The 19,082-nt window shown below is 60.4% G+C and carries 22 protein-coding genes; 9 read left to right on the plus strand and 13 right to left on the minus strand.

From position 1 onward, the window contains the following. The first annotated feature begins 295 nt into the window (after positions 1 to 295). Both yejK and GFU70_RS22965 read left to right on the plus strand, forming a co-directional pair. A complete protein-coding gene (gene yejK / locus GFU70_RS22960; protein ID WP_058544107.1) occupies positions 296 to 1,300 on the plus strand; it encodes a nucleoid-associated protein YejK in 1,005 nt (334 codons plus the stop codon). Beyond that, complete coding sequence (locus GFU70_RS22965; RefSeq protein ID WP_058544108.1) at positions 1,300 to 1,656, plus strand: glutaredoxin family protein; 357 nt, start codon at positions 1,300 to 1,302, stop codon at positions 1,654 to 1,656. The genes yejK and GFU70_RS22965 overlap by 1 nt, the downstream gene beginning before the upstream one ends. A 51-nt stretch (positions 1,657 to 1,707) precedes the next feature. Here GFU70_RS22965 and GFU70_RS22970 read toward each other — a convergent pair whose 3' ends face one another. The 5 genes from GFU70_RS22970 to GFU70_RS22990 all read right to left on the minus strand — a co-directional run bounded on the left by GFU70_RS22970 (position 1,708) and on the right by GFU70_RS22990 (position 5,622). Beyond that, a complete protein-coding gene (locus GFU70_RS22970; RefSeq protein ID WP_153388855.1) occupies positions 1,708 to 2,643 on the minus strand; it encodes a glutathione S-transferase family protein in 936 nt (311 codons plus the stop codon). Positions 2,644 to 2,722: 79 nt separating this feature from the next. Then, entirely contained in the window at positions 2,723 to 3,046 is a 324-nt protein-coding gene (locus GFU70_RS22975; RefSeq protein WP_064106955.1) for a GIY-YIG nuclease family protein, read from the minus strand. Between the two features lie 40 nt (positions 3,047 to 3,086). Next, positions 3,087 to 3,557: a nuclear transport factor 2 family protein gene (locus tag GFU70_RS22980; RefSeq protein WP_153388856.1), complete on the minus strand. Its 471-nt coding sequence runs from the start codon at positions 3,555 to 3,557 to the stop codon at positions 3,087 to 3,089. 87 nt (positions 3,558 to 3,644) lie between these two features. Continuing rightward, positions 3,645 to 4,973, minus strand: coding sequence for a CynX/NimT family MFS transporter (locus GFU70_RS22985; protein ID WP_058542789.1), 1,329 nt, complete (start codon positions 4,971 to 4,973; stop codon positions 3,645 to 3,647). Beyond that, positions 4,963 to 5,622, minus strand: a complete 660-nt coding sequence (locus GFU70_RS22990; RefSeq protein WP_153388857.1) for a FadR/GntR family transcriptional regulator — start codon at positions 5,620 to 5,622, stop codon at positions 4,963 to 4,965. The genes GFU70_RS22985 and GFU70_RS22990 overlap by 11 nt, the downstream gene beginning before the upstream one ends. A gap of 164 nt (positions 5,623 to 5,786) precedes the next feature. Here GFU70_RS22990 and GFU70_RS22995 point away from each other — a divergent pair, with 164 nt between their 5' ends. Both GFU70_RS22995 and GFU70_RS23000 read left to right on the plus strand, forming a co-directional pair. Then, on the plus strand, positions 5,787 to 6,098 hold the full coding sequence (locus tag GFU70_RS22995) for a type II toxin-antitoxin system MqsR family toxin (protein ID WP_058542787.1): 312 nt from the start codon (positions 5,787 to 5,789) through the stop codon (positions 6,096 to 6,098). Then, complete coding sequence (locus GFU70_RS23000; protein ID WP_153388858.1) at positions 6,095 to 6,577, plus strand: type II TA system antitoxin MqsA family protein; 483 nt, start codon at positions 6,095 to 6,097, stop codon at positions 6,575 to 6,577. The genes GFU70_RS22995 and GFU70_RS23000 overlap by 4 nt, the downstream gene beginning before the upstream one ends. 60 nt (positions 6,578 to 6,637) lie before the next feature. Here the strand turns inward: GFU70_RS23000 and GFU70_RS23005 are convergent, their stop codons facing one another. The 4 genes from GFU70_RS23005 to GFU70_RS23020 form a co-directional block, all read right to left on the minus strand. Further along, on the minus strand, positions 6,638 to 7,402 hold the full coding sequence (locus tag GFU70_RS23005; RefSeq protein WP_047228862.1) for an amino acid ABC transporter ATP-binding protein: 765 nt from the start codon (positions 7,400 to 7,402) through the stop codon (positions 6,638 to 6,640). Between the two features lie 10 nt (positions 7,403 to 7,412). Then, positions 7,413 to 8,510, minus strand: coding sequence for an amino acid ABC transporter permease (locus tag GFU70_RS23010; protein WP_058542785.1), 1,098 nt, complete (start codon positions 8,508 to 8,510; stop codon positions 7,413 to 7,415). A 10-nt stretch (positions 8,511 to 8,520) separates the two neighbouring features. Next, complete coding sequence (locus GFU70_RS23015; RefSeq protein ID WP_058542784.1) at positions 8,521 to 9,702, minus strand: amino acid ABC transporter permease; 1,182 nt, start codon at positions 9,700 to 9,702, stop codon at positions 8,521 to 8,523. 65 nt (positions 9,703 to 9,767) lie between these two features. Further along, the gene (locus GFU70_RS23020) at positions 9,768 to 10,799 is read right to left on the minus strand and encodes an amino acid ABC transporter substrate-binding protein (protein WP_058542783.1); all 1,032 of its coding nucleotides are present in this window, start codon (positions 10,797 to 10,799) and stop codon (positions 9,768 to 9,770) included. 473 nt (positions 10,800 to 11,272) lie between these two features. On the opposite strand from GFU70_RS23020, the gene GFU70_RS23025 reads away from it, so the two are divergent. The 5 genes from GFU70_RS23025 (at position 11,273) to GFU70_RS23045 (ending at position 16,494) form a co-directional block, all read left to right on the plus strand. Further along, positions 11,273 to 11,929 carry an alpha/beta hydrolase gene (locus GFU70_RS23025; protein ID WP_058542782.1) on the plus strand — a complete coding sequence of 219 codons (657 nt, stop codon included), beginning with the start codon at positions 11,273 to 11,275 and terminating at the stop codon, positions 11,927 to 11,929. A 98-nt stretch (positions 11,930 to 12,027) separates the two neighbouring features. Beyond that, a complete protein-coding gene (gene rhlB / locus GFU70_RS23030; RefSeq protein ID WP_153388859.1) occupies positions 12,028 to 13,491 on the plus strand; it encodes an ATP-dependent RNA helicase RhlB in 1,464 nt (487 codons plus the stop codon). A 122-nt stretch (positions 13,492 to 13,613) separates the two neighbouring features. Further along, the gene (locus GFU70_RS23035; RefSeq protein ID WP_058542780.1) at positions 13,614 to 14,564 is read left to right on the plus strand and encodes an ornithine cyclodeaminase family protein; all 951 of its coding nucleotides are present in this window, start codon (positions 13,614 to 13,616) and stop codon (positions 14,562 to 14,564) included. 86 nt (positions 14,565 to 14,650) lie between these two features. Beyond that, positions 14,651 to 15,793, plus strand: a complete 1,143-nt coding sequence (locus GFU70_RS23040; protein WP_153388860.1) for an NAD(P)/FAD-dependent oxidoreductase — start codon at positions 14,651 to 14,653, stop codon at positions 15,791 to 15,793. A 74-nt stretch (positions 15,794 to 15,867) separates the two neighbouring features. Beyond that, on the plus strand, positions 15,868 to 16,494 hold the full coding sequence (locus GFU70_RS23045) for a transcriptional regulator (RefSeq protein WP_058542778.1): 627 nt from the start codon (positions 15,868 to 15,870) through the stop codon (positions 16,492 to 16,494). A gap of 127 nt (positions 16,495 to 16,621) precedes the next feature. Here GFU70_RS23045 and GFU70_RS23050 read toward each other — a convergent pair whose 3' ends face one another. From GFU70_RS23050 to moaC, 4 genes are all read right to left on the minus strand, one after another. Beyond that, positions 16,622 to 17,398 carry an ABC transporter substrate-binding protein gene (locus tag GFU70_RS23050; protein WP_058542777.1) on the minus strand — a complete coding sequence of 259 codons (777 nt, stop codon included), beginning with the start codon at positions 17,396 to 17,398 and terminating at the stop codon, positions 16,622 to 16,624. Between the two features lie 254 nt (positions 17,399 to 17,652). Next, positions 17,653 to 18,105, minus strand: coding sequence for a molybdopterin synthase catalytic subunit MoaE (moaE, locus tag GFU70_RS23055; protein ID WP_058542776.1), 453 nt, complete (start codon positions 18,103 to 18,105; stop codon positions 17,653 to 17,655). 3 nt (positions 18,106 to 18,108) lie between these two features. Continuing rightward, positions 18,109 to 18,351, minus strand: coding sequence for a MoaD/ThiS family protein (locus GFU70_RS23060; protein ID WP_058542775.1), 243 nt, complete (start codon positions 18,349 to 18,351; stop codon positions 18,109 to 18,111). Further along, on the minus strand, positions 18,348 to 18,821 hold the full coding sequence (gene moaC, locus GFU70_RS23065) for a cyclic pyranopterin monophosphate synthase MoaC (RefSeq protein WP_058542774.1): 474 nt from the start codon (positions 18,819 to 18,821) through the stop codon (positions 18,348 to 18,350). Before moaC ends, GFU70_RS23060 begins: the two co-directional genes overlap by 4 nt. Between the last annotated feature and the right edge of the window lie 261 nt (positions 18,822 to 19,082).

Here is a 19,082-nt window from a genome sequence, read left to right on the forward strand (position 1 = left end):
GGATCGGGGTAATAGATGCCGAAAACCGGGTTTGGTTCGACCTGACAGATGCTGAATGCACGCTTAACGCAGTGACATCGCGTAAGACCGGGCAAAACTAGCACAACGCCTCTGAAATATCCGCTTCTAGCTACCCATTTGGTCAGCTTTCTTGCGCTAAAACGTTAAAAAAATGCATATAGGCTGTCGGACGGGTCTGAAAGGGTCTTTGCCGGGTTCCAAAACCAGTGATTGCGGTACACTGGGCCCTTTTTCGGGGAGCGCGCCCTCCTCTCTTTCATCAGCCGAGAAATCCATGCCGATCCGTCATTGCATCGTCCACCTGATCGACAAAAAACCCGACGGCACCCCTGCCGTGCTCCATGCCCGCGACTCCGAACTGGCAGAGTCCGCGGCCATCGAGAACATGCTCGCCGACCTCAACGAAAGCTATAACGCCAAGCAAGGCAAGGCCTGGGGCTTTTTCCATGCCGAGTCCGGGGCGCATCCGTTCAGCGGCTGGCTGAAGGAGTACCTGGACGGCGGCAAGGATTTCACCGCGTTCAGTCGCGTGGCGGTGGAACACCTGCAAAAGCTGATGGAGGAGTCCAACCTGTCGGTGGGCGGCCACGTGCTGTTCGCCCATTACCAGCAAGGCATGACCGATTACCTGGCCATCGCCCTGCTGCACCACAGCGAAGGCGTGGCGGTGACCGATGAGCTGGACGTGACCCCGTCCCGCCACCTGGACCTGGGCCAGTTGCACCTGGCGGCGCGGATCAACGTGTCGGAATGGCAGAACAACAAGCAGTCCAGGCAATACATCTCGTTCATCAAGGGCAAGAACGGCAAGAAGGTTTCGGAGTACTTCCGCGATTTCATTGGCTGCCAGGAAGGCGTCGACGGCCCCGGCGAAACCCGTACCCTGCTCAAGGCCTTCAGTGACTTCGTCGAAAGCGAAGACCTACCGGAAGACGACGCCCGGGAAAAGACCAAGACCCTGGTCGACTACGCCAGCAGCCAGGCCAAGCTCGGCGAGCCGATGGGCCTGGAAGAACTCTCCGAGCTGATCGACGAAGATCGACCGAAAGCCTTCTACGATCACATCCGCAACAAGGACTACGGGTTGTCGCCGGAGATCCCGGCGGATAAACGCACCCTCAACCAATTCCGCCGCTTCACCGGCCGCGCCGAAGGCTTGTCCATCAGCTTCGAAGCGCACTTGCTGGGTTCCAAGATCGAGTATGACGAGGAAGCCGGTACGTTGATCATCAAAGGGTTGCCCACGTCGCTCACCGATCAGCTCAAGCGGCGCAACTGATGCTCGCCGGGGCGCTGAAGAAGTGCCTGCTGGTTCTGCTGGTGGTGGTGGCCTATCAGAACTGGGGCAAGATCGAGCGGGTGTTCAACCCGTCGCAGATGGTTGCCGAGCAGATTCGCAGCAATGCCCGCGTGGTGCTGTACGCCACCGACTGGTGCGGCTACTGCAAGGCCACCCGGCGGTTCCTGGATGAAAAAGGCGTGCCGTTTCGCGAGTTCGATATCGAGAAGGACACCGAAGCGCGCAAGACCTATGAGGCGCTGGGTGGCCGGGGGATTCCGATCCTGGATGTGAACGGCACGTTGATTCGTGGGTATGAGCCGGAGAATATTCTCAGGGCATTGTCCGCGATATAGGTTTGAGGGCCTCATCGCGAGCAAGCTGGCTCCCACAAGGTCATTCGTTGTTCATCGAGCCTCGATCCGAAACCCGAGCCGCGGAAAGTGCACATGCACCACCCCGCCACGCGCGTCTTCACGACGCAGAATCAATTCCTCGCTCCCGGCAAACACCAACTCCCCAGCCACCGGATCAACACCATAGTCGGTCGCGGCGATGCTCACCTGTTGCCCTGTCGTGAAACCGTTCGGCTCATCGAATGCCTCATCCGGCAGCGCTGCCGGCGTAGCGTTGCGAGCAACCTCCAAGGCCTCTTCAGCACTCATCTGGCTCGAGGCACCATGACCAAAACCCAGCACCCGCGCCAACCATGCCGAAACAGCCGGATACGCATCCACCAGCGGCGAGGTCACCGGAGTGCCCTTGAGGAACCACAGCGAATGGGCCATGGCGAAGTCGGCAATCGACGGATCACCCAACAGGAAATCACCCTCCTCACGCTGCAACTGTTGCTCCAGGCGCGCCATGATCGTCGGCCATTGGTGCTTGGCCTGCTCGGCAGCCAAGCGGGTCGTCGTGCCACCGCTGAACAGCCCGGCGCGGTCGCTGACGAACGCCTTGATCGCTTCGGGCGATAGCTTGGCGAAACGTACCGCCACCGACTCCGGCTGGAACACCAGGCTCACCGCATGCTGGAACACCACCGAATCGGCCCACGCCGCGAAAGACGCGGCGATCATCTCGCGGCCTTCGGGGAACAGCGCCGGCGAGGCTTTCTCCTGCTCCAGGCGGCGGGCCATCAGTGACGTATCGCAATAGATATCCGCGCCGATCTGCAAGACCGGGGTTTTGCGATAACCGCCCGTCAGCGCCGTCAGGTCAGGCTTGGGCATCATCGGCGGGATGCTCACCGAACGCCAGGACAGCCCCTTGAAGCCCAGCAGCAGTCGGGCTTTTTCCGCGAAAGGAGACGTTGGGTAATGATGAAGGATCAGCTCTGACATGAGATTGCCCATTGCAGGAATGAAGTCCTACAGCTTAACGCGCCTGGCCGGGCCAGCCTACCGGCCTGATAAAGGCCTATCAGCCCGGCTGATGTAGCGACAGCGCACTGGCCACCAGGCATTCCTTGGCGCTTTTCCTGAGCTTTTTGATCAGCCGCTCCTGGCGCAGGGCCTCGCCCTTGTCGCGACAAGCCTCGGTGTACACCAGGGCCACTGCCGGGCTGGAAAGGAAGAAGCGTGCGCCCTTGCCGCTTTGATGCTTGGCGAAACGCCGCACCGGGTCATCACTGATGCCGCAGTACAGCGAGCCGTTGGCGGCCCGCACCAGGTAGACGAACCAGGGTTTGTCCGCTTCGGCGGGGCCTTGTGCAGGCAGATCGGGAGAGGGGGCGGCAGTCGTCACAAGATGTTCAACAGGTCGGCAAAGACAAGCCGCGATCTTATCAGCGACTGGCCTGGAACGCCCGCAGCCCCTTGAGCGCCTGGGACCTTACGGCGTTGCGCACCAGCGGTGTCCAGCCCAGCAACAGACCCTTGGTGCCCAATGCCTGGCGAGACCAGCGCCACAGATCGAAGCTGTCGTGGTGCTCGCAGATCTTGCCGTCGCGAAAAACGAAGCGCGCCTGAATGTCATTGATCACGATGTTGCCGGTCTGGCTGAACAAATACGTCGCCACCCAATGAGCACCGCCGGTACGCTCATCGCTGCGCACGTTATCGAAGGTCAGGGAAAAGTCCTTGGCCCGAGTCGTCAACATGCGCCACATGTCGCCGGCATCGCGCCCATGCAGTTCGCCAAACGCCGGGTCGCTGAACAGCACGTCGTCGGTGTAGCAAGCGCTCATGGCTTCGGCGTCCAGGCGCTGGAAGGCTTGATAAAAACGGCTGATCAAGGCGTTGTTGGCATCACTCATGGACAGGCTCCGAAAAACGTTTCAGTAGGCCTGCACGATAATCTGCCGCCGCAGGGAAGACTATCGTCATTCGCCATGAAAATGATATCAATGACGGTCAGTGACCCTTTCGCTGCTGACCCCAACGTACAACGCCCGGCCTGCGCCGATGCCCGCGATGATCGCCCCCAGGCCAACCAGGCCGAAGATCCAGCCCAGGGCATGCCAGCCGCCGGTCAAGTCGTGGACCACACCCACGGCGAACGGCCCCAGCGACGCCAACGTATAGCCGAAGCCCTGGGCCATGCTGGAAAGGTTGGCGGCCACGTGAGCGTCCCGCGAACGCAACACGATCAGCGTGAGCGCCAGGCTGAATGCCCCACCCTGCCCCAAGCCCAGCAGGATCGCCCAGCCCCACAAGCCATCGAGCGGAGCGTAGAGGCAACCGAACAGCCCGCCCAGGACCATGAGCATGACGATCACGATGGCCAGGCGCTGGTCTTTGCCGCGTGTTGCCAGCCAAGGCGCCGCGAGGGAACTGATCAACTGCACGATGACCGAACCGGACAGCACGAGCCCGGCTTGAGTCGGGGTCAGGCCACGTCCAATCAGGATCGACGGCAGCCAGCCAAAGACGATGTAGGCCAGGGACGATTGCAGCCCCATGTACAACGTCACTTGCCAGGCCAGGGGATCACGCAGCAAGCCGCGAACCCGGTACGCCACTTGGTGGGCACCGTGTTTCTCGCCCACTTGCGGCAACCAGAACACCGCGGCCAGCAGCGCCGGGACCACCCAGAACCCCAGGCCCAAGGCCCAACTGTGGCCAAGGTGCTCGCTCAACGGCACCGTCGCCCCGGCCGCCATCGCCGCGCCCAGGCATAAAGCCATGGTGTAGACACCGGTCATGGTGCCAGCCTGCTTGGCGAAGTCACGTTTGACGATGCCCGGCAGCAGCACGCCGATCACACCGATACTCGCGCCGGCCAGGATGCTGCCGACAAACAGCCCGACCTGACCGAAGGCGCTGCGCAAGACAATCCCGCCCGCCAGCGTCAACAAGATCCCCAGCACCACGCGTTCGGCACCGAAGCGCCGCGCCAGCACCGGTGCCAGCGGCGCGAACAAGCCCAGGCAAAGCACAGGCAATGTGGTCAGCAAACCGGCCTGGGCAGCCGACAGGCCGAGGCTTCTCGACACTTCGCTGAGCAACGGCGCCATGCTCGACAACGCCGGACGCAGGTTCAGCGCCACCAGGATCAACCCAAGCAGCAACAGCCAGGGGCGACGCACCAACGGATGGCGCTGCTGGGCCTGCTCATCGTCGGCCTCGGCGTCGATCAACAGTTCTTCAAGTTCGGCGGCGCGTTTGGGCGCCGTCGAAGTGGCAGGGTCAAGCAGATCGCGGGACATGGAAAGCTCTGGTTCAGGGTTCATTGATCAACTGCCGGCAAAGGGCCTTGGCCTGCTCCGGGTCTTGGCGTTCGACGGCTTCGAGAATTTCGACGTGCAGGTCGAACACATGTTGATGGCGCGGGGTGATGTTGAGGCTCTGGCGCAGCTGTGCGCCAATGACGCTGGAGAAGTAGCGATAGAGTTCACTGAGCGCAGGGTTGTGCGCGGCATCCACCAGGAGGCGGTGGAACACCAGGTCGCAGGCGATGTAGTGCTCCAGGTCGCCGTGATAGTGCTCGGCGCTGTCCTGCAGCGCCCGGCGCAAGGCAAGCAGATCCTCATCGGTACGCCGCAGCGCCGCCAGGCCAATGGCCTCCACCTCCAGGATATGCCGGGTTTCCCGGGCCTGTTCCAGCGAACAGCGCGACAGCACCTTGAGCGTATCCAGCGGGTCAACCACTGCCCGCACGTAGCTGCCGTCGCCCTGGCGGATCTCGATCAACCCGGAAAACGCCAGCACGCGCATGGCTTCGCGCACGGTGTTACGGCTGATACCCAGCTCCGCCACCAGCTCCGGCTCGGTGGGCAAGCGCTGGCCGACAGCCCACACCCCATCGCTGATACGCCGGCGCAATTGTTCCAAGGCCTGATCGACCAAGGAGCGTTTCATTAATGGAGAAATATCTGACATGGAGTCCACCCTTTCATCCAATCATAGGATGAATTTTCTGACATGTTAGTCAGCTTCGCGTAGGACGGCAATTGCCTAGGGTCAATGGGACGGAAAAGGTGCGAAATTTTCGATTAGTCAATATTACCCTTTAAGGGTAATTTTAAGGACAAGGCACACCGTCCATGGAAAAGAACACACCCCATTACGCCTTGGTGGCGATACAGGCGGATGTCAGGCGGCTTAAAGGGAAAGCTTTCACCAGCACTGCGAAGAACACTGCTCGGACGCTCGGTTTAAACGTCTCGGACATGCAGCAGGTCATCCATGGGCTTGAGCGAAAACAGTTCTACAAATCGATGACTACCTATGACGATCATCGAGTCTGGCATGACGTCTATCACGCCCATTCACACGGTCTGGAGATTTACCTGAAGGTAATGTGCCGCCCCAGTGGAGGCCCACCGGTAATTTCCTTCAAGGAGAAAAACTCATGAAAAATCAGCAGTGCTTCAGCTGTGGTGCCCAGGAGGGCATGTTGCATTTCGAAGGTCGCGGCGAAACCATGAGCGTCAAGGGACTGGAATGCCGGGTCGATGACTTGTCTGGCTGGGAATGTCAGATGTGCGGCGAAGTCGAGCTCGATTCAAGCTGCTCGGATCGCTACGACCACGCAGGTGATGAGCTGGTCAACGCGGCCAGGAGAATGATCGGCGAAGAGATGAAACGCATCCGTCGCAAACTGCATCTGTCGCAAAAAGAAGCGGTGTCGTTTTTGTCAGGTGGCGGACACAACGCGTTTTCCCGCTATGAGCGCGGTGAGGTATTGCCACCAAAAGCGTTGATGCTGCTGATGCGCCTGCTTGATCGCTACCCGCATTTGCTTGCAGATGCACGAACCCTGGCTGAAGGTGTGGACTTGAGAGGATTCAAGACTACGGTGCACAAAGAGCACGAAACCCTCACGACTCACTGAGTCTGCTGCAAAAAAATAAACCCGGACAAGTCCGGGCTTATTTCACTGCCTAAAGCCGGATCAATGCAGGATCTGGCTCAGGAACAGCTTGGTGCGGTCATTCTGCGGGTTGTCGAAGAAGTCGTTCGGCGCTGCCTGCTCGACGATTTCACCCTTGTCCATGAAGATCACGCGGTTGGCCACGGTACGGGCAAAGCCCATCTCGTGGGTCACGCAGAGCATGGTCATGCCGTCTTCGGCCAGGCCGATCATGGTGTCCAGCACTTCTTTCACCATTTCCGGGTCGAGGGCCGAGGTCGGCTCATCGAACAGCATGATTTTCGGCTTCATGCACAGGGCACGGGCGATGGCCACGCGCTGTTGCTGACCGCCGGAGAGCTGGCCCGGGTACTTGTGCGCCTGCTCTGGGATGCGCACGCGCTCCAGGTAGTGCATGGCGATTTCCTCGGCCTTGCGCTTGGGCATCTTGCGTACCCACATTGGCGCCAGGGTGCAGTTCTGCAGGATGGTCAGGTGCGGGAACAGGTTGAAGTGCTGGAACACCATGCCGACTTCACGGCGGATCGCTTCGATCTGCTTGAGGTCGTTGGTCAGTTCCACGCCGTCGACCACGATACGACCCTGCTGGTGCTCTTCCAGGCGGTTGAGGCAGCGGATGGTGGTGGACTTGCCGGAGCCCGACGGGCCGCACAACACGATACGTTCGCCCTGCTGGACGTTCAGGTTGATGTCTTTCAACACGTGGAACTGGCCGTACCACTTGTTTACGCCCTGCATCTGAATAATGCCTTCAGGGCTCACAGGCTGTTTGATCGCTTCACTCATGAGTCAACTCCTAACGCTTGTGGCCAGTGTCCAGCTTGCGTTCCAAATGCATGGAATAGCGGGACATACCAAAACAGAAAATCCAGAACACCAGGGCGGCGAACACATAACCTTCAGTAGCCATGCCCAGCCATTTCGGGTCCGCGGCAGCTTGTTTCACGCTGTTGAGCAGGTCGAACAGGCCGATGATGATTACCAGGCTGGTGTCCTTGAACAACGCGATGAAGGTGTTGACGATACCCGGGATCACCATCTTCAGGGCTTGCGGCAAAATCACCAGGCCCATGCTGCGCCAGTAGCCCAGGCCCATCGCCGCGGCCGCTTCGTACTGACCTTTGGGGATTGCTTGCAGGCCACCACGCACCACTTCAGCCACGTAAGCCGACTGGAACAGGATCACGCCGATCAGTGCCCGCAGCAGCTTGTCGAAGTTCATGCCTTCAGGCAGGAACAGCGGCAGCATCACCGAGGACATGAACAGCACCGTGATCAACGGCACGCCGCGCCAGAACTCGATGAAGGTCACGCAGACGACGCGAATCGCTGGCATGTTCGAGCGCCGACCCAGGGCCAGGACTATACCCAGCGGCAATGCGCCAGCGATACCGACGGTGGCGATCACCAGGGTCAGCATCAGGCCGCCCCATTGGCTGGTTGCCACGGCCTTCAGGCCGAATACGCCACCGTGCAGCAGGCACCAGGCGATGATGGGATACAGCACCAGGAAGCTCAGGCCGTAGATCGCCTTGCGCGGGAAGCGCGAGATGAACAGCGGCGCCACACCGATCACTGCCAGCCATACGGTCAGGTCGACGCGCCAGCGCAGGTCCGTCGGGTAGTAGCCGTACATGAACTGACCGAAACGCTGCTGGATGAACACCCAGCAGGCGCCGTCCTTGGTGCAGTCGGCACGGGTGGTACCGACCCAGTTGGCATCGATAATCGCCCAACTGAGAAGCGGTGGAACCACCAGGTAGATCAGGTAGAACGCAAACAGTGTCAGCAGCGTGTTGAGCCAGCTGGAGAACATGTTCGCGCGCATCCACGCCAGCACGCCGATGCTGTTGCTCGGAGGGGGCATGTCAGGTTTGAAAGTATGGGATGTCATGCGCTTTTCCTCACCGCTCGATCAGCGCAATGCGCTTGTTGTACCAGTTCATCAGCAGGGAAATGCTGATACTGATCGCCAGGTACACGCTCATGGTGATGGCAATGACCTCAATGGCCTGCCCGGTCTGGTTCAGCACCGTGCCGGCAAACAACGAAACCATTTCCGGGTAACCGATACCGGCCGCCAGCGAAGAGTTCTTCGCCAGGTTCAGGTATTGGCTGGTCAGCGGCGGGATGATCACACGCAGGGCTTGCGGGATGATCACCTTGCGCAGGGTCGGCCCGTTGCGCAGGCCCAGCGAGTGAGCCGCCTCGGTCTGGCCATGGCTCACCGACTTGATGCCCGAACGCACGATTTCGGCGATGAACGCCGCGGTGTACACCGTCAGCGCCAGGGTCAAGGCCAGCAATTCCGGAATCAGCACCCAGCCGCCAACAAAGTTGAAGCCTTGCAGCGTCGGCATTTCCCAACGTACAGGCGCGCCGAAGATGAGGGCGCACAGTGCCGGGATGACCAGGAACAGCGCCAGGCCAACCCAGAATTTGTGGAACGGCTCGCCGGTTGCTTCGAAACGCTTATTCGCCCAGCGCGTCATCAGTACGATGGCGACGATGGCCAGCACGACGCTGGTCACGAACGGCCAGAACCCGTCCGCAGTCAGCGCGGCCGGCATGTTCAAACCCCGGCTGCTGACAAAGAAGGTGTCGCCGAAGTTATGGGCGGCCCGCGGCCCCGGCATGGTCAGGAACACCGCGAAGTACCAGAACAGGATCTGTAGCAGCGGCGGGATGTTGCGGAAAACCTCCACATACACCGTCGCTACTTTGGCGATGATCCAGTTTTTCGACAGTCGGGCCACACCGACTATGAAACCGAGAATCGTCGCCAGGATGACACCAATGAATGTCACCAGCAGCGTATTGAGCAGCCCGATGACAAAGACGCGGGCATAACTGTCCGCCTCGGTATAGTCGATCAGGGTTTGAGCGATGCCGAAACCGGCACTGCGCTCCAGGAAGCTGAAACCGGAAGTGATGCCCCGGTGCTCGAGGTTGGTCTGCGTGTTATCGAACAGAAACCAACCCAGCGAGATAACCGCCACGATGGTGACGATCTGAAATACCCACGCACGCACTCGTGGATCGCTGAGGCTGAGCCTCTGCTTAGGTGCGCCGATTGAATTTTGCATGAAGTGCCCCGCAAAGAATGGAACAGAACATCACCCGGTGGTTGGCCCACCGGGTGACAGAACCATCAGCGCACTGGTGGTGCGTATTGAATGCCGCCGTTGGTCCACAGCGCGTTCAGGCCGCGATCGATTTCCAGCGGGGTGCCTTTGCCGAGGTTGCGCTCGAACACTTCACCGTAGTTGCCGACTTGCTTGACGATCTGCACGACCCAGTCTTTCGGCAGTTTCAGGTCCTTGCCGTACTCACCGTCGGCACCGAGCATACGAGCGACGTCGGGGTTCTTGGTGGACTTGGCTTCAGCCTCGACGTTTTTCGAAGTGATACCGGCTTCTTCAGCATTGAGCATGGCGTAGCCAGTCCAACGCACAACGGCCAGCCACTCGTCATCGCCATTACGCACGACCGGGCCCAGCGGTTCCTTGGAAATGGTTTCCGGCAGAACCACATAGTCTTTCGGCGAAGCCAGCTTGCTGCGCTGGGCGAACAGTTGGGACTTGTCGGAGGTCAGCACGTCGCAACGGCCGGATTCCAGCGACTTGGCGCTTTCATCGGAGGTGTCGAAGGTGATCGGGGTGTATTTCAAGCCGTTGCCGCGGAAGTAGTCGGAAACGTTCAGCTCGGTGGTGGTACCGGCCTGGATGCAGATGGTTGCACCGTCCAGTTCCTTGGCACTCTTGACGCCCAGCTTTTTGTTAACCAGGAAGCCGATGCCATCGTAATAGGTGATGAAGCCTGGGAATTTCAGGCCCATGCCCGCGTCACGGGAGCTGGTCATGGTGGTGTTGCGCGACAGGATATCGATTTCACCAGACTGCAGTGCGGTGAAACGCTCCTTGGCGTTCAGTTGGCTGAATTTCACTTTGTTCGCGTCGCCGAATACAGCAGCGGCCACGGCACGACAGAAGTCGGCGTCGATACCCAGGATCTTGCCGGTCGAATCAGGCACCGAGAAACCCGGCAGGCCATCACTCACACCACATTGCACAAAACCTTTCTTCTGCACGGCATCCAGAGTTGCACCCGCTTGAGCGAACCCGCTGACACCAAGTACTGCTGCTGCAGTCACGACGGCCAGGGTGGATTTCAGTAACTTCATTCAAACCTCCAGTTTTGCTCTTGTTGTGTCGGAGCTCGAGCCCTGTCGCACCCTTTTGGGGCATTGCCGACCCTTGTTGGCTTTTTTTAGGGTCAACCGACGTCTGGACCTTCGCTATGAGTCTAATAATGAGGATGTCCGTAAACAGTGGTCATGCCCATCTCTCACCAATCGGCCGAACGGGCTGTAGCCCTTCACGTTCGCGAAGCCCGTAGCGGCTGTTGGCGAACATTCATCACCGGATTTCTGATATCCCATGCGTAGCGGTGAACTGATAGTGTTACCGCACAGCGTAAGAATCATCACTCAGGTACACCCGTAGCAAAGCCCGTACCAGACCGCTGCGCTTAGCCGTTGTAAAACACGTCAAGACAAAAACTTTCAACTTTGCGACATCTAATTAACTGAGACACCGGGCACGCACTGAAATCACGCACTGATTGGGCGCGCCCGCACAGATTTGGAGCACAACCATGACCGACCCCCTGATTCTTGAGCCCAGCAGCACTGCCGACGCGTGCGTTATCTGGCTCCACGGCCTGGGCGCCGATCGTTTTGATTTCCTGCCGGTTGCCGAAATGTTGCAGCAAAGTTTACTCACCACGCGTTTCCTTCTACCCCAGGCACCGACCCAACCAGTAACGATCAACGGCGGCTATGCCATGCCCAGTTGGTACGACATCCGCGCCTTGAGCCCCGCGCGGGCCATTGACGAACAGCAGCTCGAAGCGTCGGCACAACGGGTCATCGACTTGATCGACACCCAGCGAGCCAGCGGAATAGACGCCTCGCGGATTTTCCTGGCGGGTTTCTCCCAAGGCGGCGCGGTGGTCTATCACACGGCATTCGTGAAATGGCAGGGCCCGCTGGGTGGCGTGGTGGCGCTGTCTACTTATGCACCGACTTTCAGCGATGAGCTGCAATTATCGGCCAGCCAGCAACGCATTCCGGTCCTGGCGCTGCACGGGCAATACGACGAAGTGGTACTCAACCCCATGGGGCGGACTGCGAAAGAGTATTTAAAGCAGCATGGTGTCACCGTGACATGGCGAGAATACCCAATGGGCCACGAAGTGTTACCCGAGGAGATTCGCGACATCGGCACCTGGCTGGCCGAGCGGTTGCGCTAAGTGGCTGACCGCCACGCCGGTCCCTTGACAATCACACTACGCCGCGCCCGTTTCTTGCATTACACTGGCCGGCGTACATTCCTTAACCAATCGATGAGATGACCGTGCTCAAAGCACTCAAGAAGATGTTCGGTAAAAGCGAGGCCGAGCAACTCGCGCCTGGCGCAAGCGCCCCCGTCCACGGCCCAAGCCGCACCGATGCGCAACAACCGCGCCGGACTGCCCCCGTTGCACAGGCAATAAAAGAGCCCGCCTCCCAACCTGTCACCGCCCCGGCAGCGGAAAAGCCACGTAACGAAGCCCCCAGGCCACGCCGCGAACGCGCACCGAAACCGCCGGTCGTCGCCTGGAAGCTCGAGGACTTCGTCGTAGAACCCCAGGAAGGCAAGACCCGCTTCCACGACTTCAAGCTCGCCCCGGAACTGATGCATGCCATCCAGGACCTGGGTTTCCCGTACTGCACGCCGATCCAGGCGCAAGTGCTCGGCTACACCCTCGCCGGCAAAGACGCCATCGGTCGCGCCCAGACCGGCACCGGCAAGACCGCCGCGTTCCTGATTTCCATCATCACCCAGTTGCTCCAGACCCCGCCGCCCAAGGAACGCTACATGGGCGAACCGCGGGCGCTGATCATCGCGCCGACCCGCGAGCTGGTGGTGCAGATCGCCAAGGACGCCGCCGACCTGACCAAGTACACCGGCCTGAACGTCATGACGTTCGTGGGCGGCATGGATTTCGACAAACAGCTCAAGCACCTCGAGGCCCGTCACTGCGACATCCTGGTCGCCACGCCGGGCCGCCTGCTGGACTTCAACCAGCGCGGCGACGTGCACCTGGACATGGTCGAAGTGATGGTACTGGACGAAGCCGACCGCATGCTCGACATGGGCTTCATCCCGCAAGTGCGCCAGATCATTCGCCAGACTCCACCGAAAAGCGAACGCCAGACCCTGCTGTTCTCCGCCACCTTCACCGAAGACGTGATGAACCTGGCCAAGCAGTGGACCACCGACCCCGCCATCGTCGAGATCGAAGCCGAGAACGTCGCCAGCGAAAACGTCGAGCAACACATCTATGCAGTCGCCGGGGCCGACAAGTACAAGCTGCTCTACAACCTGGTCAACGACAACGGTTGGGAACGCGTGATGGTGTTCGCCAACCGCAAGGACGAAGTGCGGCGTATCGAAGAACGCCTGGTGCGCGATGGCGTCAACGCGGCCCAGCTCTCGGGCGACGTTCCCCAGCACAAGCGCATCAAGACCCTCGAAGGTTTCCGCGAGGGCAAGATCCGTGTGCTGGTGGCCACCGACGTGGCCGGTCGTGGTATCCACATCGACGGCATCAGCCACGTGATCAACTTCACCCTGCCGGAAGTGCCGGACGACTACGTGCACCGCATCGGTCGTACCGGTCGTGCCGGGGCCGCCGGGGTTTCGATCAGCTTCGCTGGCGAAGATGACTCCTACCAGTTGCCGTCGATCGAAACGTTGCTGGGCCGCAAGATCAGTTGCGAAATGCCCCCGACCCACCTGCTGCGGCCGGTCGAGCGCAAGCGCCCTTAACCGTCTCCCCAAAAAAGCGCAGCCAAGACAGGCTGCGCTTTTTTTTGCCTCGGGATATTGCTCAGTTAAACTAAAAGTCCATAATGGACAAATTAGTTTACTCAAGCTTCCCGGAGTCCCCCATGTCCAGCACGCCCTATTTGATGACCCAAGCCCAGGCCCGGGAACTGCTCGGTCAAATCGACGTGCCGCAAATCCTGCGCAAACTGTTTCGCGACCTGGCCGCTGGACAAGCGGTGCAGCCGCCCCAGCAATTGGTGGTGTTTCCCCAAGGCGCCGGGGACTTCATCAATTACCTGGGTGTGCTGGCTGAAGACCAGGTCTACGGGGTCAAGACCTCGCCCTACATCGTGCGCGAGCAAGGCCCACTGGTAACCGCCTGGACCTTGTTGATGTCGATGCAGACCGGCCAGCCACTGCTGCTGTGCGATTCCGCCGAACTGACGACCGCCCGCACCGCCGCCACCACCGCCGTCGCCATCGATGCCCTTGCCCCGCACAATGCCCGGCGCCTGGCGGTCATCGGCAGCGGCGCAGTGGCGCGGGCACATGTGCAATACGTCAAGGACCTGCGGGACTGGCAAGCAATCAGCCTCTATTCGCCCAGCCTGAAAGGCAAAACGGCACACATGCTGGCTTCGATCACCGACCTGGACCCTCGCCTGCACATCGCCAACACCCTTGAAGCGGCGCTGCACGACGCCGATGTGGTGATGCTCTGCACCTCGTCCGCCAAAGCGGTGCTCGACCCGAAAATGCTGGGCAAACCGGCGCTGATCACCTCCATCAGCACCAACGCCCCACGCGCCCATGAAGTCCCCCCTCAAAGTCTCAACGACATGGACGTGTTCTGCGACTATCGTCAGACCACCCCAGGCTCGGCCGGTGAAATGCTGATCGCCGGCGAACAATACGGCTGGGCGGCGTCGAGTATCGTCGGCGATTTGCCTGAATTGCTCAGCGAACACGTGGAGCGTCCCGACTACCAACGCCACGTGTTCTTCCGGTCCATCGGCCTGGGGCTGGAAGATGTTGCGCTGGCGAATGCGCTTTACCGGTTGCACCACCACTGACACGACTCGATTCCCTGTGGGATCGCCGCACCGCCGCCCCCACAAATTCCTCGGACTCCCGGCACCGTGCTCCACAGGAGAGCTTCATGACACAAGCAGATTTCATCATCATCGGCGGCGGCATCGCCGGTGCATCCACCGGTTACTGGCTCGCCCCCCACGGCCGGGTGATTGTGCTCGAACGCGAATCACATCCGGCCTACCACTCCACCGGACGTTCGGCGGCGCTGTACACCGCCGCCTACGGCACCCCTCAGGTGCGGGCATTGACCCAGGCCAGTCGCGATTTTTTCGACGCCCCGCCAGCCGGTTTCTGTGAACATCCCTTGCTGACCCCACGGGGCGAAATGACCGTGGATTTCACCGGCGACCCGGCCGAGCTGAACAACCAGTACCTCAGCGCCAAGGCCACGGTGCCGCAGATGCAACTGCTCAGCGCCGAGGAAGCCTGTGTGCGGCTGCCGATCCTGCGACGGGAAAAAGTGCACGGTGCGATCTACGATCCCACGGCCTGCGACATCGACACCGATGCACTGCACCAAGGCTACCTGCGCGGTATTCGTCGCAGTGGCGGTGAAGTGCACACCGACAGCGAAGTGCAGCAGTTGAGCCGCGCTGACCAGGGGCTGTGGCAGGTGAAAACCGCCAACCAGACGTTCACCGCGCCGGTGCTGATCAATGCTGCCGGCGCCTGGGCCGATCACATTGCCGAAATGGCCGGAGCCCGCAAGCTGGGGTTGCAGCCCAAGCGGCGTGCAGCATTCATCTTTGCCGGGCCCGAGGGCGTGGATATCCATGACTGGCCAATGCTGGTGAGCCTGGACGAATCCTTCTACATGAAGCCCGACGCCGGCATGTTCCTCGGCTCGCCAGCCAACGCCGATCCGGTGGAACCCCATGACGTGCAGCCGGAAGAACTGGACATTGCCATGGGCATATACCAGATCGAAGAAGCCACCACCCTGACCATCCGCCGCCCGACCCGTACCTGGGCCGGCTTGCGCAGTTTCGTGCCTGACGGTGACCTGCTGTCCGGTTTCGATCCACAGGTGCCCGGGCTGTACTGGGTCGCGGCCCAGGGTGGCTACGGCATCCAGACCTCACCGGCCATGGGCCAGGCCAGCGCGGCGCTGGTGCGTGGCCAGCCGCTGCCCGAGGCCCTGTCCCGTTTCGGCCTGAACAGCGCCATGCTGTCACCCGAGCGCCTGAGCCGAGCCACCTTGAGGTGACGCATCGCCGCGATTGCGGCACACTCCCCCGCGCCCCTGTTTCACGGGGCGCTGACGCTGCCTGGAGCCCTGTCATGACTGCCTCGCCACCCGATCCGGCGCTGGAAAACTTCCGCACCATCGCCGACGCCATCGCCACGCTGTTCTACCCCCACGCCGAAGTGGTGCTGCACGACCTGCGCTCGCAGAAAGTCGATTACATCGCCAACAACCTGTCCAAGCGTGAAATTGGCGATGACTCGTCCCTGGAAGACATGCTCAGCGAAGACGTCAGCGACCGTAACATCGGGCCGTACGAAAAGCTGAACTGGGATGGGCAGAAGATTCGCAGCCTCAGCAGCGTACTGCGCGACGCTGACGGTCATCCGCTGGCGGTGCTGTGCATCAACCTGAATATTTCGCTGTTCGAGAATGCCAAGGCCGCGCTGGATCTGTTCCTGTCGCCGAGCAAGTTGATCCCTCAGCCGGACTCACTGTTTCGCGATGACTGGCAGGAGCGGATCAACACCTTCCTGCACGCCTGGATGCGCGAGCGTCAATTGAGCCTGAACCTGCTGACCCGCGACCACAAACGCGAGCTGGTGCTGGCGCTGCATGCCGAAGGCGCGTTCAAGGGCAAGAGCGCGTCCAACTATGTGGCGAACGTACTGAATATGGGGCGGGCGACGGTGTACAAACATTTGAAGGAATTGAAAGGCTGAGTTTTTGTATTGCCAGGCCTAGCCTCATCGCGAGCAAGCTCGCTCCCACATTTGATCTCATTGCACACAAATATTGTGTACGACGCAAATTCCCTGTGGGAGCGAGCTTGCTCGCGATGGCGGTCAATCAGTCGCCGTAGATATCCGACTTGAAATACTTGGCCTGGATCTTCTGATACTCCCCATTGGCCCGAATCCCATCGATGGCCTTGTTCAAGTCCGCCACCAGTTGGGTATTGCCCTTGCGAACCGCGATACCGGCGCCTTCGCCGACGTATTTCGGGTCCTTGAGTTCGGGGCCGACAAACGCATAGCCCTTGCCACGTGGCATCGACAGGAAGTCTTCCAGCGGGATGGTGTCGGCGAAAATCGCGTCCAGGCGACCGGACGCCAAGTCCATGTAGATTTCTTCGTTGTTGCTGTAGCGCTTGACGATCACACCCTTGGGCTCGAGGACTTCAGTGGCGTAGCGGTCAGTGGTGGTGGCCCGCTGCACACCGACGGTCTTACCCTTGAGGCTGGCGTACTGGTCATCGACCACCGCCCCTTCCTTCATGACCAGGCGCGATGAGGTGAAGTAGTACTTGTGGGTGAAGTCCACCGATTTCTTGCGCTCTTGAGTGATGGTCATGGACGACAGCGCCAGGTCGATCTTCTTCACCTTGAGCGACGGAATCAGCCCGTCGAACTCACCTTCAATCCACTCGCACTTGACTTGCATCTGCGCGCACAGGGCATTGCCAATGTCATAGTCGAACCCCTCGATCTTGCCTTCCGAGGTCTTGGAAGCAAATGGCGGGTACGCCGCCTCGATGCCGATGCGCAAGGTTTTTTCGGCAGCGAACAGACTGCTGGAAGCCAACAGGCTCAAGGCCAGGCCGGTGATGAGGGGAAGTTTCTTCATGATCGATCTCTCGCGGGTTGTTGTTGGTTTGGCAGAGAAAGGTGGGGCGATGACTTTATATGTACTTATAAATCCATACTGGACTTTAATGTACACATCGTCAATTGGCAGGCAGGGGAAAGTGATGGGAGGTTGACGGCCTCATCGCGAGCAAACTCGCTCCCACAGTGGAACTTCGTTGTACAAAGGTCCCTTGTGGGAGCGAGCTTGCTCGCGATGACGGACTTATAGCTTGCGAAAAAACAACAGGTTGCTCACTGCTTCCAGCGATCCGCCGCAGCATGATCACTGTCCCGCCCTTCGACCCAGCGCGGGCCGTCGGCGGTGTTTTCCTTTTTCCAGAACGGCGCTCGAGTCTTGAGGTAGTCCATGACAAAGGCGCAGGCATCGAATGCCGCCTGGCGATGGGCACTGGCGGCCGCGACGAAGACAATCGGCTCGCCCGGCTCCAGGGCACCGATACGGTGCAGCACCTCCAGCTTGAGCAACGGCCAGCGCTGCTCGGCCTCGGTGGCGATCTTGCCCAAGGCTTTTTCGGTCATGCCCGGGTAATGCTCCAGGAACATCCCGGACACATCGAGGCCGTCATTGAAGTCACGCACGTAGCCGACAAAACTCACCACCGCTCCGACGCCGACATTGGCCGCGTGCATCGCGTTGACTTCGCCCCCTGCGTCGAACGGTTCGACCTGCACACGTATCGCCATGGTTCAACCTCCGGTCACAGTGGGGAAAAACGCCACTTCGTCGCCGTCCGCCAGCGGTTCGTCGAGCTGGCACAGGTCTTCGTTGCGCGCGCACATCAGGTTCTGTTCCTTCAGCACCTCGGCACTGCCACCTTGGGCAAGCAGCACGCGCACATCGTCGACCGTGGCGAAATCGCCTTCCACGTTGACCGAGTCCACACCCAGCGCTTCACGGTAACGGGCAAAGAACTTCACGGTGATGTTCATGACGCATCCGCCTGGAAGTGGCCGCTCTTGCCGCCGAGTTTTTCCAACACCCGCACGCCTTCGATGGTCATGCCACGGTCGACGGCCTTGCACATGTCGTAGATGGTCAGCGCGGCGACGCTGGCGGCGGTGAGGGCCTCCATTTCCACGCCAGTCTGCCCCGACAGTTTGCAGCGGGCGACGATGCGCACCCGGTCCTCGCCTTCGGCATTGAGTTCGACCTTGACGCCGGTGAGCAACAGCGGGTGGCAGAGCGGAATCAGGTCACTGGTTTTCTTGGCAGCCTGGATGCCGGCAATGCGTGCAACGGCGAACACATCGCCCTTGGGGTGACCGCCGCTGACGATCATCTGCAGTGTGTCGGGCAACATGCGCACAAAGGCCTCGGCCGTGGCTTCACGGAACGTCACGGCCTTGTCGGTCACGTCGACCATGTTGGCGCGACCTTGGGAATCGAGATGAGTCAGCACAGGGTTACTCCTGATCGGGAGCGTCGATTGTAAACCTGTGGGTCAAATTCCGGCAGGGTTGATTGTCGCACCCTGTGATGACCTGCAATTGCGCAAACACTGCAAATCCCCCTTGTGGGAGCGGGCTTGCTCGCGAAGGGGGCGTGTCAGGCAGCCTATATGTCAATTGATACACCGCCATCGCGAGCAAGCCCGCTCCCACAGGGGGTTAAGCGTCACGCAGAAAAAACCGGGCGACCGTAGGGTCGCCCGGTCCGGTTG

The sequence above is a fragment of the Pseudomonas brassicacearum genome (assembly GCF_009601685.2).
Classification (GTDB): Bacteria; Pseudomonadota; Gammaproteobacteria; order Pseudomonadales; family Pseudomonadaceae; genus Aquipseudomonas; species Aquipseudomonas kilonensis_B.

Coding starts and splice junctions, on each gene's coding strand:
- moaE (WP_058542776.1), bottom strand. CDS start 18,105: ATGGCGATACGTGTGCAGGTCGAACCGTTCGACGCAGGGGGCGAAGTC.
- GFU70_RS22985 (WP_058542789.1), bottom strand. CDS start 4,973: ATGAACCCTGAACCAGAGCTTTCCATGTCCCGCGATCTGCTTGACCCT.
- GFU70_RS23010 (WP_058542785.1), bottom strand. CDS start 8,510: ATGACATCCCATACTTTCAAACCTGACATGCCCCCTCCGAGCAACAGC.
- GFU70_RS22990 (WP_153388857.1), bottom strand. CDS start 5,622: ATGTCAGATATTTCTCCATTAATGAAACGCTCCTTGGTCGATCAGGCC.
- GFU70_RS23005 (WP_047228862.1), bottom strand. CDS start 7,402: ATGAGTGAAGCGATCAAACAGCCTGTGAGCCCTGAAGGCATTATTCAG.
- GFU70_RS23015 (WP_058542784.1), bottom strand. CDS start 9,702: ATGCAAAATTCAATCGGCGCACCTAAGCAGAGGCTCAGCCTCAGCGAT.
- GFU70_RS23060 (WP_058542775.1), bottom strand. CDS start 18,351: ATGAACATCACCGTGAAGTTCTTTGCCCGTTACCGTGAAGCGCTGGGT.
- yejK (WP_058544107.1), top strand. CDS start 296: ATGCCGATCCGTCATTGCATCGTCCACCTGATCGACAAAAAACCCGAC.
- GFU70_RS23045 (WP_058542778.1), top strand. CDS start 15,868: ATGACTGCCTCGCCACCCGATCCGGCGCTGGAAAACTTCCGCACCATC.
- GFU70_RS23000 (WP_153388858.1), top strand. CDS start 6,095: ATGAAAAATCAGCAGTGCTTCAGCTGTGGTGCCCAGGAGGGCATGTTG.
- GFU70_RS23050 (WP_058542777.1), bottom strand. CDS start 17,398: ATGAAGAAACTTCCCCTCATCACCGGCCTGGCCTTGAGCCTGTTGGCT.
- GFU70_RS22965 (WP_058544108.1), top strand. CDS start 1,300: ATGCTCGCCGGGGCGCTGAAGAAGTGCCTGCTGGTTCTGCTGGTGGTG.
- GFU70_RS23040 (WP_153388860.1), top strand. CDS start 14,651: ATGACACAAGCAGATTTCATCATCATCGGCGGCGGCATCGCCGGTGCA.
- GFU70_RS22995 (WP_058542787.1), top strand. CDS start 5,787: ATGGAAAAGAACACACCCCATTACGCCTTGGTGGCGATACAGGCGGAT.
- rhlB (WP_153388859.1), top strand. CDS start 12,028: ATGACCGTGCTCAAAGCACTCAAGAAGATGTTCGGTAAAAGCGAGGCC.
- GFU70_RS22970 (WP_153388855.1), bottom strand. CDS start 2,643: ATGTCAGAGCTGATCCTTCATCATTACCCAACGTCTCCTTTCGCGGAA.
- GFU70_RS23020 (WP_058542783.1), bottom strand. CDS start 10,799: ATGAAGTTACTGAAATCCACCCTGGCCGTCGTGACTGCAGCAGCAGTA.
- GFU70_RS23025 (WP_058542782.1), top strand. CDS start 11,273: ATGACCGACCCCCTGATTCTTGAGCCCAGCAGCACTGCCGACGCGTGC.
- GFU70_RS23035 (WP_058542780.1), top strand. CDS start 13,614: ATGTCCAGCACGCCCTATTTGATGACCCAAGCCCAGGCCCGGGAACTG.
- GFU70_RS22980 (WP_153388856.1), bottom strand. CDS start 3,557: ATGAGTGATGCCAACAACGCCTTGATCAGCCGTTTTTATCAAGCCTTC.